We start from the raw sequence: 14,645 nt of genomic DNA on the forward strand, positions 1-14,645 counted from the left end.
AATTAATTCAGAATGTTCGGGATAGCCAAACGGAACAGAGGTATAGCTGCTTTAAAAGACAGCTGGCTCTGACTGGTCATTTCATAATGACCTTGCATAGTGCCTACCGGCGTCTCCAGCACAGCACCACTGGTATAACTGTAACTGGATCCTGGCGCAAGTTGAGGTTGCTCGCCAACCACTCCGTCACCATGTACTTCTGTTTCTTTGCCATTGGCATCCGTGATTAACCAATAACGTTTAAGCAGTTGCACTGTTTCCGCACTATGGTTCTTAATAGTGATGGTGTAAGCAAAAACATATCGGTCATTCGCAGGATCGGATTGTGCTGCCACATAAAATGTCTCAACTGAGACTGGAATCTCGAAACTCAGGCTCATAATTGTTGTTGCTCTTGTTGATGCAACCAGCGGGCTATGCCTATGAATTGCTCCACACTTAATTGTTCAGGGCGCAACGTTGGATCTATGCCCATTTCAACAATCTGCTCTGCAGTTGCAAAGTTGCTGAAACAGTTACGCAAAGTTTTGCGACGCTGGTTAAAGGCTTCTAAGCAGACTCTGTTTAATACAGCAACAGGCACGTCTTGTCTTTCTGAGCTCGACTTAGGAATAAGACGGACAACAGCTGAATGTACTTTAGGTGCAGGCTTAAAGGCGCCGGGACCAACTTCAACCACTGGCATCGCATGGCAAAAAAACTGAGTCATGACAGATAAACGACCATAAGTTTTAGAACCATGGCCTGCTGTCATGCGCTCCACTACTTCTTTTTGCAGCATGAAGTGCATGTTCTCAATATCATCTGCGTAATCGAACAGATGGAACAGCAGTGGAGTAGAGATGTTATAAGGCAAATTTCCGAATACTTTTAGTTTCTTTCCTGGTTGCACCAACTGACGGAAGTCGAATTTCATCGCATCCGCCTGATGTATGGTTAGTTTGTCAGCCAGTACAGGGTGTTCCTGTAAACGTTGTGCCAGATCTCTATCCAGTTCAATAACAGTTAAATGGCCGGATTTTTCTACCACAGGCTCAGTGATTGCCCCCAAACCAGGCCCAATCTCTACCAATAGGTCCGTTGGTTTTGGGTTAATGGCTTTGACTATGCGTTCAATCACTACAGGATCGTGTAAGAAGTTCTGACCAAAACGTTTTCGGGCTGTGTGTCCCAGGTGTACTTTATCTGTCATGTGATAACTTGGCTCTTTGCGCTAAATAAATGGCTTGTTCCAGGGCATGGAATAAACTGCCGGGGTCGGCCTTTCCTGTGCCGGCTAAATCCAGCGCAGTACCATGGTCGACTGATGTTCTGATTAAAGGTAAACCAAGACTGATATTGACTGAGCGTCCAAAGCCTTTGTATTTCAGAACAGGCAAGCCTTGATCGTGGTACATAGCTAAAACCGCATCAGCGTGTTCCAGGTATTTTGGTTGAAACAAAGTATCGGCAGGTAAAGGCCCCACCAAATCCATGCCTTCCAAGCGTAATTCAGCTAAGGTGGGGCTGATGATATCAATTTCTTCACGTCCTAAATGCCCGTCTTCACCTGCATGAGGATTTAAGCCACAGACATAAATAACAGGAGATGGAATAGCAAACTTGTGTTGCAAATCATGATGTAACACCGATATCACTTTGCGCAGTCGTTCTTTGGTGATGGCTTTGGCTACGTAAGCCAATGGAATATGAGTGGTGGCCAACGCAACTCTTAAACCTTCAGTTGCCAACATCATTACGACATAAGGAGTATTCGACAAATGAGCAAAGTATTCGGTATGACCACTAAAAGGAATTCCAGCTTTATTAATAATACCTTTATGCACAGGACCTGTAACTATAGCGTCAAACTCACCTGACATAGATTTCTCGCCGACATAACGCAAGGTGTCTACTACATAACGGCCATTGGCTTCGTTGAGTTGTCCGGTAATGACAGGCACTTCTAAAGCAAAATCAACACAAGTCAAAGTACCTGCTTGCTGCGGTTGTGCAGGTTGCTCTGGGTCATAAGGTAAAAGCTGAAGCGGCAGGTTTAACGCTGCCGCTCTTTGTTTTAAAACTTCAGTGTTGGCGCAAACAATCAACTGGGCAGGCCAGTCTTTTTGCGCCAACATCACCACCAGATCAGGGCCTATACCAGCCGGCTCACCTGGGGTGATTGCTATCTTTAATGTCATTCAGTTTCCGCCAGCACTTCAACAAAGGCCTGATCACGTAACTCGCGCAGGAAGTTGGCTTGTTCTTCATTAAAGCGACGGTTAAACAGCATACGATACACTTGATCCTGTTTTTTCTCTGCAGTCATGTCAACAACACGTTTGTCCAGCAATTGCACTATGTGCCAGCCGTGCTCAGTGCGGAATGGTTCGCTCAGTTCATTGATTTGCAGGTTATTTAACGTATCGCGGAAGGCGGGAACATACATAGCTGGATCAGCCCAGCCTAAATCACCACCTTTTAATTTAGAGCCCGGGTCTTCTGAATTTTTGCTGGCAAATTCAGCGAAATCAGCTTTACCTGCTTTAAAGTCGGCAGCAAATTGTTTTAAGGTATCACGGGCTTTTTCTTCGCTCATGATAATAGACGGCTTAATTAATACGTGACGTGATTTCACTTCGTTCAGTTCGGCAACATTCGCGCCACGAATATCAAAAATCGTCAAAATATGGAAACCAGCGCCTGAACGCAAAGGCCCGATGATATCGGTCTTTTTCTTACCACGAATAGCATCAGAGAACAGCGTTGGCATTTCGTTGATATTCATCCAACCCATCTCACCACCATCCAGAGCTGTACTGTCAGATGAAGATGCGATAGCGATTTTTTTGAAATCACTGCCTTCACGCAGTAATGCCATTACTTTATCTGCACGTTCTTTAGCGTCATTAATTTCTTCTGTTGTACCCTGACTTGGGATCGAAATCAGAATATGGCCAATATTGTATTGCTCGTTGGATGCACCTTGTTCTTCCATCACTTTCATCAGGGTTTCTATTTCCTGAGGGCTGATGTAAATACGACGCTGCACGTTGGCACGTAACACTTCACCTGTGGTGATTTCTTCACGGAAGCGTTCACGGAACTGTTGGTAGTCACCTTCTTCCTGCACTATACGCTGGCGAAATTGTTCCATCGTCAGGTTTTCACCCCGTGCAACGTTTTCCAGCGCCTGATCCAGTTGTGGATCGGTAATTTGCAGGCCCATACGTTTTGCCATCTGCATCTGTAAACTGTTGCTGATTAAACGCTCAAGCGCCTGAGTGCGTAAGGCACGGTCTGAAGGTAAGGTCTGACCCTGGCTTTGCGCATTACGCTTCACCTTATCGACCATATCTGTCACTTCGCTATCCAATACGACACCGTTGTTAACGATAGCTGCAACACCGTCGATCTTTTGTTCTGCCGCCTGGCTCGAAAAGGCCAGAAATGCGGCCACAGAGCTGGCAATCAAAAGTTGTAACTTCATAGGTTCCTACATTAATTATTTAGTAAATATGGGCGTCTATAACCAAAAATTCCGTTCGATAACATGTCACTGACTGAGAAGCCAGCTCCTTCACCAAAACCTTTTAATACAAATTGTACGGCTATACCGTTATCAAAAGTAGGAGGTTGTGACAAATCATTCAGTGCCAACTCAAGGTTGGTGTTGATTTGACGCTTGGCAACTACGCGTATTGCCCAGCAACAGGATTCATATTGCAAACCAAAGTTAGCTTCTATCATATGATGCTTGTTGATGTCACGATAATAACTGGCAATCAGTTTCCATTTATCGTCTATCGGCGTAGTGGCCAAAAAACCGACCTGTGCAATTTCGTAGTCTGAGACTTCACGACTGTAACGATGGTTCAACTGGATCAGGCTTTTATCATCAGCGATGTAATCTAAAGTCACATTGCTTTTAACCATACGTTCATTGCTGGAATCATACTGCAATGCGGTATTTAAGTACCAGCCTTTGCTCCAGTTCCATAACAGTTCAGAGGCCAGTACTGAATCCGCAGGCTGTTCAGCGTCCAGCAGTGAGTTATCTATCGGCTCAGGGTCGTCCAAAAATACAATCTGACCCAAGCTAAAACGGAATAACTCTGTGTCTTCTGAGTCATAAAGCCTTGTAGTCCAGCCGATCGTCAGTTGGTTGGTATCCGCAATTCTGTCTAAGCCTGAATATCTGTTTTCGCGAAACAAACCATAATAATCGTCTTGTAGCCTTGCTGTGTCATACAAACCTATTTTTGATTGGTCGCGATAAGGAATGTAAAGATACTGCACCTGCGGTTCGAACGTTTGCAAGGAACCCGAGTCTTGCCATTCCAGCTCCCTTTCCATATTCAATTTGGCATTAATCTGCACTTTAGGCACAGTTCTGCTTGTTTCTTCTTGTATCAGCTGCAGACTTTGATCGGTGTTTTGCTGATAACGGGTATGTAACAGGCTGGTTTCTGCAATTAACTCCATAGCTGGAGTGATTAATGGCCAACGGATACTAGGTTCAAGATGCAAACGATCGGCGTTGTTAATTACAGCAGCATCATTGCGAAAGTGGGCATACTGACTGTGCCAGTTAAATTCAAAACCTGCCGCTAAATCCAAAGGTGCAGCCGAACTCAAGTCGATCTGAGGTAAAGCGGCGTAAGAGGGCATATAATTCCCGAGAATTTCAAAACCTTGCAGACGAATTTCAGAATTCAGGTAATCACCGAAATAATTCAGGCTGGCTTGCCGGTACAACTGCGTATCACTTTGGTTGCTGTAATCTGAGCCTAGTTCAGATAAATAGGCATCATCGCTGACATCGGTGAAATCAACACTGGCGCGCCAACGGTCTGATAACTCACCGCTATGGCTGAAGTGGCCTAAATATCTGCTGCCAAAACCAGCAGGTTTGTCATTGTCATCTGGTAAAATCTCAAGTTGCAGTTGCCCCTGATGTTCTTCCGTCAGATAACGAAACTCAGTATTAAGCTGAGCACCACGTTTACTCATCAAACGTGGACTGATAGTCGCATCATAATTTTCGGCAAGATTCAGATAGTAAGGAGCTTCAAAATCGACGCCCAGCTTTTGTGAGCTGCCAATCTTAGGAAACAACAAGCCGCTTTTACGTTTATCACTGACAGGGAAGGTCATGTAGGGTAAATAAAAGACGGGCACGTCCTGAATTCTAATGACCGAATGCCAGGCTTCGCCCCAACCATCCTCTGCATTAATATTAATTTTGTCTGCGTGTAATGCCCAACTGCTGTCGTCTTGCGGACAGGTGGTGAAGCTTGCTTCAGATAAATTAATCTGCTGCTTCAAGGCACTCATCTCTTTGGCATAGCCGCGCCCCGACTGGCTCACCAACTGATAGTCTGCTTCGGTGAGTACGGCTTTATCTTCTTTTAACTGGGCACTGAACTCGCTGCTACTAACTTTTAAACCAGGGCTGTAGTATTGAATACCGCCGCTTGCGAGCAAAGTTTGCTCTTTTTGGCTTACCCTGGCATTTGCTGCATTTAACATGGTATTGCGGTAGAGAATTTCTATATTGCCATCAAATAATGCAGTTTGATCCTGCATCATTTGGATACGGTCGGATAAAATTTGTAGTCTGTTGTCTTTTGCGGACAGAGTGCTCAGCTTGGCTGGCATCTCAATAGCACTGTAACATTGCTCAATAGGTTGAGGTGTTTGCTCTTCTGCGTGGGCCAGATAAGGAATACCAAGCGCCATAATAATAAGGCGATAGATCAAAGAATGAGTCATGCAACCTACTTAGTACAATACGTGAAACAGGTGAAAACGACCAGAACACAGGGCCAACTATAATAAATCAATTTTCCGGATCCTGCTAATCCGTTATAGTGCTGGCTTTGACCTGATGAGGGGGATGAAGTGCCGGCTCGAATGCAGTTAATTCAAAGTTTTTTAACGACTTGTTTTCCGGGTGAAGCAATTCGGTTAGAACCTATCACAGGTGATGCCAGTTTCAGGCGTTATTTCCGTTTTTCCAGAGCAGAACGCAGCTACATTTTAATGGATGCTCCGACACCAGCAGAGGATTGCAGCCGTTTTGTTGCGACACAACAGGCATTTGCTGCCGCAGGTTTGCAGGTTCCTCAGATTATTGCACAGGACCTTCAACAAGGTTTGTTGCTGTTAAGTGATTTGGGTGACATTTTATTACTGTCCAGATTGACCAAAGATACAGCCCTCAACTTTTATCGGCAGGCTTTGGCACAACTTACTCAGGTTCGTACCATCAATTCAACGACCGCAGGGCCTTTGCCTCTATTTGACCAGGCTTTTTTAATGCGGGAAATGCAGATTTTCATCGATTGGTTTGTACTCCAGCACTTGAAGTTGACGCTCAATGAACAAGAACAAGCTATGCTGCAGCAACATTTTTTGTTACTGGCTGACGCTGCATTGCAGCAGCCTCAGGCAGGTATGCACAGGGATTACCACTCACGTAATTTGATGCTACAGCCGGATGGCCAGTTGGCAGTGATCGATTTTCAGGATGTGGTGACAGGCCCGGTCAGTTACGACGCTGTATCTTTATTGAAAGACTGTTATATCAAGTGGCCGACTGAGCTGGTACAAACTCTGAGTCAGGAGTTTTATCAAATCCTGGTTCATCAGGCTGAGTTATCATCAGAAGTAAGCCCAGAGCAGTTCCGGTTATGGTTTGATTGGATGGGGTTACAGCGGCATATTAAAGTCTGCGGTATTTTTTGCCGCTTATACCACCGTGACGGAAAAGCAGGCTACCTTGCTGATTTACCTCGGGTCTTTGACTATGTTCTTGAGGTGACGTCGCATTACCCACAGCTGCGGGAGCTTGATCTGTGGTTAAAACAGAAAGTTAAACCAGCGCTGGAGGCGATGGCCTGAAATGAAAGCAATGATACTGGCTGCTGGTCGTGGCGAACGTATGCGTCCTCTCACCGATCTGTTGCCTAAACCTCTGTTGCCTGTTGCAGGCAAGCCACTCATCCAGTATCACCTTGAGGCTCTTTCTGCCGCAGGTCTGCAAGATATTGTGATTAATCATGCCTGGCTGGGGCATTTGTTGCCTGAGCACTTAGGCACCGGCGAACAGTTTGGCGTGACCATTCAGTACTCAGATGAGGGGGCTGAAGGTCTTGAAACTGCCGGTGGGATAAAAAAAGCGTTGCCTCTGCTTGGAGACTCGCCTTTTGTTGTGGTGAATGGAGATGTGTTTTGTGATTACCCTTATCAGCAGCTGGGCGAAAAGCTGCTGGCAGACTGCTTAGCTCATTTAGTGCTGGTGCCTAATCCGCCGCAGCACCCGGAAGGCGATTTTGGTATCAATGCAATGGGTCATGCAATTGCACAAGCTCAGCAGAGCTTTACTTTCAGTGGCATCGCTATTTATCGGCCAGAGTTTTTTCATCCAGTGGCGGAAGGTAAGCAGAAATTAGCGCCTTATTTACGTCAGGCTATGCAGCAAAATAAAGTGACAGCAGAGCTTTATCAAGGGGTCTGGCACGATGTAGGCACAGTGCAGCGACTGACTGAATTATCGGCACAATTGGAGTCTGGACATGTGGGGTAAAATCCTGGGAGCCTTGTTTGGCATGGCGCTGCTGAAAATTCCGGGTTTGTTTATAGGTTTGTTAATAGGACACTGGTTCGACAAGGCCTATGGTGGAACTTTTGCCAGCCGCGGCGGGTTCAATGGTTTTTCAAGGGATAAATCAGAGGCTCAGGGGATTTTCCGTTACAACACGTTTGCTGTGATGGGGCATATCGCTAAATCCAACGGTGTGGTGACTAAATCTCATATTCAGCAAGCAACAATTTTTATGGAGCAGTTAGGCTTAACTGCGGCACAGAAACAAGAGGCGCAAGCTGCCTTTCGTCATGGCAAACAAGCTGATTTTCCACTGCTGGAACAATTGGCGGAATTCAAATCTGCTTACAGAACCAGACCTGACATGTTGTTGATGTTTTTGGAAATTCAAATCAGCACGGCCTATGTGGATTTAAATTTAAGTAGTGCAGAACAGAAGATACTGACACAGGTTGCTTCTGCTTTAGGGATCAGTGGTGCTCAGCTGGAGCAAATGTTAAGTCGGTATGAAGCCGAAGCACGCTTTGCTAAAAGTAGTACTGGCGGACCTGCGGATGCCGGAAACCGCTTAAAAGATGCTTATAAAATTTTAGGCATCAGTGCAGACAGCTCCGAAGCTGAACTGAAAAAGGCCTACAAAAAACTGATGTCGCAACACCATCCGGATAAGCTGATGTCACAAGGACTGCCACCAGAGCTGATGGATGTTGCTAAGCAAAAAACTCAGGATATTCAGGCTGCTTATGAATTGATACGCAAACAAAGAGGTTAATCACGGAAAAACATAAAATACACTGCACCCATCAGGCACAAACCAGCGTAGACATAATTCCATTTAAAGGGTTCTCTCATATAGAACACCGCAAATGGAATAAAGACGCTTAAGGTAATCACTTCCTGCAAGATTTTAAGCTGAGCCAGACTCAGCACCTGATGACCAATCCGGTTTGCCGGTACCATCAACATATATTCAAACAGAGCAATACCCCAGGACACCGCAATAGCAATATACAGCGCTGAGCTTTTAAAATGCTTTAAATGTCCATACCAGGCAAAAGTCATAAAAATATTACTGGCGGTCAGCAGTAATACGGTTTGGATTAAGGGCGACATAGTCCGGCCTCTTTAGCAATCAGTGACGGGGATATTGATGTCGCACAGTGTAATAGTTTTTTATTTGCGGGAAAGCTATTTTTAGTAGCCCTGATAGCTCAGCCAGCCACGAATTTCTTTAAACACCCGCTGTTGGGTTTCTACTTGTGCAATCAGTCCGCTGATTTCGCGCTGGCGATACAACAATTTTTGTTGCTGCTGTGCCAGCTGCTTTCTTAATTGCCACTGTGCTGCGACTTGTTGATTCCCTCTTTCTTGCCTCAAATCCAAAGTAGGAACCTGCTGTTTGGCGATTGCTAAAGGTAAACTACGCTGCTGATCTGCTGCGGGTAAGTAAGCTTCCAGCAGGATCAGAGATTGAGGTTCCTGTAGTTTTTTATCTGCATAAAGCTGGCTAATCAAAGCTGCGCTGCTGCCCTGAGCGACCACAATAACAGTGCTGTTTTCTGTCATTACGCTGGTCATAGCGACTGTGATCCGTTGTTGTAGTTGTTCTTTGTAGCTATCTAAACTGGAGATGTCATTTTCGAAAGGTGCATCTGGTACTGCAATAGCTAAGGTATCCCAGCCATAGTCGTTAAATTCTTTACGGAGTAAATTCAGATATTTAGGGCTGGAGGCGTGTTGTGACCAGTCGGGAATAAATAAAATGGTGCCTTTTACTTTTGCGGTAAATGCGGCCCTTTTTAACGCCAGAAAACTTTTTTCTCCAGCCATTAATTCGGTAATTTCATCTGCTGGTAACTGCCAGTTCAAATCGGATTTATGCCACTCTTCCATAGAGACTGGTTCTGAAGCCTGGGTGCAGCAGCTCAGTAGCAGCAGAATAACTAAAAATTTTGGTGGCATCAGTTGGCTCAGAAAGATGGAAATCTGAACAGGCTATCGGCACCTGGCAGGAAAACTTTATCAAAGAGGGTGAATAAGACAAAACCGGGTCATAAAAAAACCGCCTTGCGGCGGTTTTTTTCAGGCAGTAGAGATTAACGCTCTACTTTTTCTTTGATAGTTGCAGTTACAACAGCTTCAATGCGGCGGTTTGCAGCGTGAGCAGCTGGAGTATTACCTTCAACTTTAGGACGTGTAACGCCGTAACCCTTTACTGTTACACGACTGGCACTGATGCCATGTTCGTTTAACAATACTTTAGCTACTGCATCTGCACGACGCTCAGATAACTTCAGGTTATAAGCAGCAGTACCTACGTTTGAAGCATGACCACCGATTTCAACATCAGTACCAGGGAAACGTTTCAGGAATGCTGCTAAATCAGCGATTTCTGCTCTGTATTCTGGTTTGATTTCAGCTGAGTCATTAGCAAACTGAGCTTTTAAAGTGAAGTTCACTTCTTTTTCAGTGAAGATAGAACAACCAGTTGCATCTACTTTATCAGTAGATGGAGTGCCCGGGCACAGGTCGCTTGAATCTGGCACACCGTCGTTGTCGCTATCAGCAACTACTACCACAGGAGCAGCTACTGGCTCTGGAGCAGGAGTCGGCTCTGACACTGCTGGTGCTGAACCGAACAGTACAGATGCACCAAGTTTGAAGTTTGCGTCAGCATAGGAGTCGCTGTTCAGACCCTGGAAGCGGTTCATCTCGGCGAACAAAGAAACACGTTCGCTCACATAATGACGGTAACCAACACCTAAATTCACTGCGTCAGAATCTGGACCAGCTTCCACGTCAAAATGCTTCAGACCACCAACAATATACATGCCAGTGTTCGCAACATTATACAGAGCGTCAACGCCGAAACGGTCAGCATCAAACTTAGCGTTAGATGTTAATTGTTCCAGACGGTCTCTTGCATATTCAAAACGCACAGCCCAAGTTTCGTTGATGTTGTAGCCAAGCTCAAAGCCGTAGCCAAAACCTTTATCAATAAAATTCCATTCTGCAGATTCAGTTTTGTCACCTTCTGGCATGTAGTATTCGCCAAATACAGAACCGTAAGCACGGTCAGTGACTAAAGGTTTTGAACTATCTGCTAAAGCAGCAGTCGAAAGTAAAGTTGCCATAATGGCGATTGCGCTAGTACTTAGTTTCATCCATATCTCCTAAGAGGTAAATTGCGGCGGCTATTCTATTCAACCAAAAAATTTAGTCAAATCTAGCTGCTCGTTATTACAAATTTAAGCCAGATGTCCATCTGACTTTTTGCTCTGATGCCAAGTTTACCTTAAATAACTGAACCTTAGGTTAACAAAGCAATCAATTACAGCCGTCGTTTTGGTTAAAAAGGACAAGCAACTTCAAAATATAGCTCAGTTCCTGAAGTTGGATGCCTTAGTTGCAAAACGCAAGCATGTAACTGAAGTCTAGACACTGAACCTTTTCCAGATTCAGTGCCATAAAATTTATCGCCGAGGATCGGATGCCCGAGCCACAGCATATGCACTCGCAATTGATGAGAACGTCCTGTGACAGGCGTTAACTCAACTTTTGTCTGATGCTTATTCCGTTCAAGCACCCTGAAATACGTAAGGGACGGCTTACCGGATCCAAAATGCACCATTTGTTTTGGTCTGTTCGGCCAATCACACAATAAAGGTACATCAACAACACCATAGTCAACAAGCACTTGTCCTTCCAATAAAGCAACATAGCGCTTTTTGGTCTGGCGTAATTCAAACTGTTTGTTCAAATCCCGCTGACTTTGTGCATGCATGGCCATGACCACCAGCCCTGAAGTCGCCATATCCAGCCTGTGCACAATACGAGCCAAAGGCCAAACCAGACGTACTCTGTACTCCAGACTGTCTTTATGTTCTGGTGCTTTGCCTGGCACAGTCAACAAACCACTGGGTTTATTCAGGATTAGAATATCTTCATCCTGATAAACGATATCGAGATAAGGCGTTGTTGGCGGCTTGTACTCAAGTAACATTGTATTCACTTTTAGTCATGGCTGACAACAACTACTCGCAATGCATCAAATTTTAACCGCGCTTTACTGATGTAATCTGTTAATTCTTGTTGCTGTTGTTGTAAATGCACTATTTCTTCAGGGCGTACTGATGGGTTCAATTTCTGTAGTGCCTGTAAGCGTTCAATTTGCGCATTGAGCTTTTGTTGCATTAACTGCTGTGCTTGCTGCTGTACTTCTATTAAACGCGCAGTAGCCAGTTCCTGTGCTTTAGCTATCAGTGGGTGGATAAAACTTTGTAAGGCTTTTACCATTTTAGCCGCAGGTTGCCTGCCTACAGGCTTCAATTGCTTATTAAACTGTTCAAAGCCGACATTTGCAGCCAGATTTTTCCCATTTTTTTCCAGTAACAAGCGCACAGGAGTCACAGGTAAATAGCGACCCAGTTGCAGCTCTTTTGGTGCGCTGGCTTCAACAATAAATACAAATTCTACAAAGTAAGTGCCGGCAGGCAGGGCTTTGTTGGGTAATAAAGCCACAGAGCTGTTACCCATTTGCTCATTGGTCAGAATATCCAGAGTGCCTTGCACCATAGGGTGATCCCAGCTTAAAAACTGAATGTCTTCCTGAGCTAAAGCCGTGGCCCGGTCAAAGGTCACGCTGATGCCGTCATCGTCCAGCATAGGGTAGTGGCTATGCAGATGCTCTGACATGGTCAGCACCATACTGTTTTCACCACGGTCGTCCTGATTCACACCTAAAACATCCCAGGCTCTTAACATAAACATCGGCAGGCGCGTTTCATCATCTAAAACCGCTATGGCTTCCGCTAACTCACTGGCTTTGCCTCTGCCAGAGCTGTTGATTTCCAGCAGTTTATCCCGACCTTGCTCCAGTTTTTGTTTCAGTTGCTGGTTCAGTTCTGCGCTTTTTGTGATCAATGCTTGCACAGCGTTCTGGTCCATAACGTTGGCACAAAGCAGTTCAAACAGCTCAGTGGAAACTTGTTCAAACACAGAGCGTCCGGTTTGGCAGGTCTGGCTGAGCGCCTGTAAACCCTGTTGATACCAATCCAGCAGCACTTGCTGTGGATGATCTGCAAAATATGGGATATGAATTTGAATATCCTGGGTTTGACCTATACGGTCCAGACGGCCGATACGTTGTTCCAGTAAATCCGGGTTCAGAGGTAAATCAAACAACACCAGATGATGAGCAAACTGGAAGTTTCGGCCTTCACTGCCAATTTCTGAACAGATCAGCATTTGAGCGCTGTTATCTTCCTGAGCAAAATAAGCCGCGGCCATATCCCGCTCGACAATAGTCATGCCTTCATGGAATACCGAAGCCCGGATGCCTTCGCGCACCCTTACCGCCTCTTCTAATGCGATAGCTGTATCTGCATGAGCACAGATCAGTAAAAACTTGCTGCGTTTATGCTGTTTCAGCAAGGCGATCAGATGATCAACCCGAGGGTCAAATTGCCACCAACTGCTGGCTTTACCTTCAAACTCCTGAAATACACGCTCAGGAAACAAACTGGCTTTGGCTTTTTGCTCCAGACTTTGTTGTTTATTAAAAGCCTGTTGTACTTTTAATGCGTTTTTATACTGCTCAGGCAATTCCAGTGCAACGGCCTGTGGCTGACGTTGTGGGAAACCTGAAATAGCGCTACGGCTGTTACGGAATAAAATCCGGCCTGTGCCATGACGATCCAGCAATTGATTTAATAACTGTTGCTTCGCCTGCGCAAGGTCATCATCACTGCTGTCTGTCTGTTGCAAAGTAGCCAGCGCTGCTTTGCTCTCGCTTTCGGCTAACAGTGTTGTTAAAGCTTGAGCTGAGGCTGATGTTAATGGGGTTTGATCCAGCACAGCAGCCGCTAAATCGGCGATTTGTTTGTAGCTTTGCTCTTCTGCAATAAAAGCCTGATAGTCGTGAAAACGGTTTGGGTCTAATAAACGTAAGCGGGCAAAATGGCTTTGATGGCCCAGTTGATCAGGGGTTGCGGTCAGCAGTATTAAACCTGCAGTGCCTTCTGCCAGCTCTTCAATGCGTTGGTATTCAGTACTGGCTGCTTCTTCGCTCCAGTGCAAATGGTGAGCTTCATCTACGACCAATAAATCCCAGTCAGCATCCACAGCTTTTTGGTGATGACTGCGTTTTTTCACCAGAAACTCAAGGCTGGTTAAAACCAGCTGTTCGGTTTCAAACGGATTACCGCCATCCAGTGAGGATTCAATACAACGTTCGTCATCAAAAATAGAAAACTTCAGGTTAAAGCGGCGTAGCATCTCCACCAGCCACTGATGCTGTAACGATTCAGGCACGACCACCAGCACTCGTTTAGCTAAACCAGCCAGTACCTGTTGGTGAATAATTAAACCTGCTTCGATGGTTTTACCCAAACCTACTTCATCGGCCAGCAATACGCGTGGGGCGTGACGTTTTGCCACTTCTTCCGCTATGTACAGCTGATGTGGGATCAGGCTCATCCGGCCGCCGACTAAACCTTGTAACGGGCTTTGTTGCTGCTGATGTAAATGTTGCCAACTCTGATAACGCAAAGGGAAGGTTTCAAAACGATCGACCTGACCTGCAAACATACGGTCTTGTGGCTGACTGAAACTTATAAAATGATCAAGAAACAACTCACGCAACGCCACGGTTTCATGGGTATCAGTGCGGGTGCCATGATAAATAAAACAGTCGTTTTTGCTTTCAACTTCGCTGATGACTAAAGAAAAACCTTCGGCACTTTTGACTGTATCGCCCGGGTTGAACTGAACACGGGTCAGCGGCGCTTCCAAAATGGAGTACAGACGGTTTTCACCACTGGCCGGAAACAGCAAAGTCAGCATCCTGCCTTCCTGCCCAATCACAGTACCCAAACCTAAATCCGACTCACTGTCGCTGATCCAACGTTGACCCAAAGCAAATTTTATCATCTTGTCCTCACTGCAGAAAATGGCGCGCCATGGTACAGCGAAATGCCTGATACCGCATCAGCTGTCATGACGTATTTTTTTCCATAGATTAAAAATCGTCATCTATTGGTCATACAGGCAGTGCATT

Annotated in this window: 13 protein-coding genes; 3 read left to right on the plus strand and 10 right to left on the minus strand. The window is 45.4% G+C overall.

Going from position 1 to position 14,645, the window contains the following annotated elements; translation table 11 throughout:
• Positions 1 to 2 precede the first annotated feature (2 nt).
• From apaG to LSG34_RS06940, 5 genes are read right to left on the minus strand one after another with little or no spacing between them, the layout of a single operon-like run.
• Positions 3 to 380, minus strand: coding sequence for a Co2+/Mg2+ efflux protein ApaG (gene apaG / locus LSG34_RS06920; protein WP_233008094.1), 378 nt, complete (start codon positions 378 to 380; stop codon positions 3 to 5).
• On the minus strand, positions 377 to 1,192 hold the full coding sequence (rsmA, locus tag LSG34_RS06925) for a 16S rRNA (adenine(1518)-N(6)/adenine(1519)-N(6))-dimethyltransferase RsmA (protein WP_233008095.1): 816 nt from the start codon (positions 1,190 to 1,192) through the stop codon (positions 377 to 379). The genes apaG and rsmA overlap by 4 nt, the downstream gene beginning before the upstream one ends.
• Positions 1,182 to 2,180 carry a 4-hydroxythreonine-4-phosphate dehydrogenase PdxA gene (gene pdxA / locus LSG34_RS06930; protein WP_233008096.1) on the minus strand — a complete coding sequence of 333 codons (999 nt, stop codon included), beginning with the start codon at positions 2,178 to 2,180 and terminating at the stop codon, positions 1,182 to 1,184. Before pdxA ends, rsmA begins: the two co-directional genes overlap by 11 nt.
• Entirely contained in the window at positions 2,177 to 3,469 is a 1,293-nt protein-coding gene (surA, locus tag LSG34_RS06935) for a peptidylprolyl isomerase SurA (protein WP_233008097.1), read from the minus strand. The genes pdxA and surA overlap by 4 nt, the downstream gene beginning before the upstream one ends.
• Positions 3,470 to 3,480: 11 nt before the next feature.
• Complete coding sequence (locus LSG34_RS06940) at positions 3,481 to 5,754, minus strand: LPS-assembly protein LptD (protein WP_233008098.1); 2,274 nt, start codon at positions 5,752 to 5,754, stop codon at positions 3,481 to 3,483.
• Positions 5,755 to 5,895: 141 nt separating this feature from the next.
• Between LSG34_RS06940 and LSG34_RS06945 the strand changes: the two genes are divergently transcribed.
• From LSG34_RS06945 to djlA, 3 genes are read left to right on the plus strand one after another with little or no spacing between them, the layout of a single operon-like run.
• Complete coding sequence (locus LSG34_RS06945) at positions 5,896 to 6,885, plus strand: aminoglycoside phosphotransferase family protein (RefSeq protein WP_233008099.1); 990 nt, start codon at positions 5,896 to 5,898, stop codon at positions 6,883 to 6,885.
• A 1-nt stretch (position 6,886) separates the two neighbouring features.
• Entirely contained in the window at positions 6,887 to 7,570 is a 684-nt protein-coding gene (murU, locus tag LSG34_RS06950) for an N-acetylmuramate alpha-1-phosphate uridylyltransferase MurU (protein ID WP_233008100.1), read from the plus strand.
• Positions 7,560 to 8,360 carry a co-chaperone DjlA gene (gene djlA, locus LSG34_RS06955; RefSeq protein ID WP_233008101.1) on the plus strand — a complete coding sequence of 267 codons (801 nt, stop codon included), beginning with the start codon at positions 7,560 to 7,562 and terminating at the stop codon, positions 8,358 to 8,360. The genes murU and djlA overlap by 11 nt, the downstream gene beginning before the upstream one ends.
• On the opposite strand, the gene LSG34_RS06960 is transcribed toward djlA, so the two are convergent.
• From LSG34_RS06960 to rapA, 5 genes are all read right to left on the minus strand, one after another.
• Positions 8,357 to 8,701, minus strand: a complete 345-nt coding sequence (locus tag LSG34_RS06960; RefSeq protein WP_233008102.1) for a DMT family protein — start codon at positions 8,699 to 8,701, stop codon at positions 8,357 to 8,359. The two genes, djlA and LSG34_RS06960, sit on opposite strands and share 4 nt — an antisense overlap.
• A gap of 81 nt (positions 8,702 to 8,782) precedes the next feature.
• Positions 8,783 to 9,550 carry a DUF3530 family protein gene (locus tag LSG34_RS06965; RefSeq protein ID WP_233008103.1) on the minus strand — a complete coding sequence of 256 codons (768 nt, stop codon included), beginning with the start codon at positions 9,548 to 9,550 and terminating at the stop codon, positions 8,783 to 8,785.
• 134 nt (positions 9,551 to 9,684) lie between these two features.
• Complete coding sequence (locus LSG34_RS06970; protein WP_233008104.1) at positions 9,685 to 10,752, minus strand: OmpA family protein; 1,068 nt, start codon at positions 10,750 to 10,752, stop codon at positions 9,685 to 9,687.
• A gap of 185 nt (positions 10,753 to 10,937) precedes the next feature.
• The gene (locus LSG34_RS06975) at positions 10,938 to 11,591 is read right to left on the minus strand and encodes a pseudouridine synthase (RefSeq protein WP_233008105.1); all 654 of its coding nucleotides are present in this window, start codon (positions 11,589 to 11,591) and stop codon (positions 10,938 to 10,940) included.
• A gap of 11 nt (positions 11,592 to 11,602) precedes the next feature.
• Complete coding sequence (gene rapA, locus LSG34_RS06980) at positions 11,603 to 14,518, minus strand: RNA polymerase-associated protein RapA (RefSeq protein ID WP_233008106.1); 2,916 nt, start codon at positions 14,516 to 14,518, stop codon at positions 11,603 to 11,605.
• Positions 14,519 to 14,645 lie beyond the last annotated feature (127 nt).

Source organism: Rheinheimera faecalis, assembly GCF_021290965.1.
In the GTDB taxonomy this organism is placed as follows: domain Bacteria; phylum Pseudomonadota; class Gammaproteobacteria; order Enterobacterales; family Alteromonadaceae; genus Pararheinheimera; species Pararheinheimera faecalis.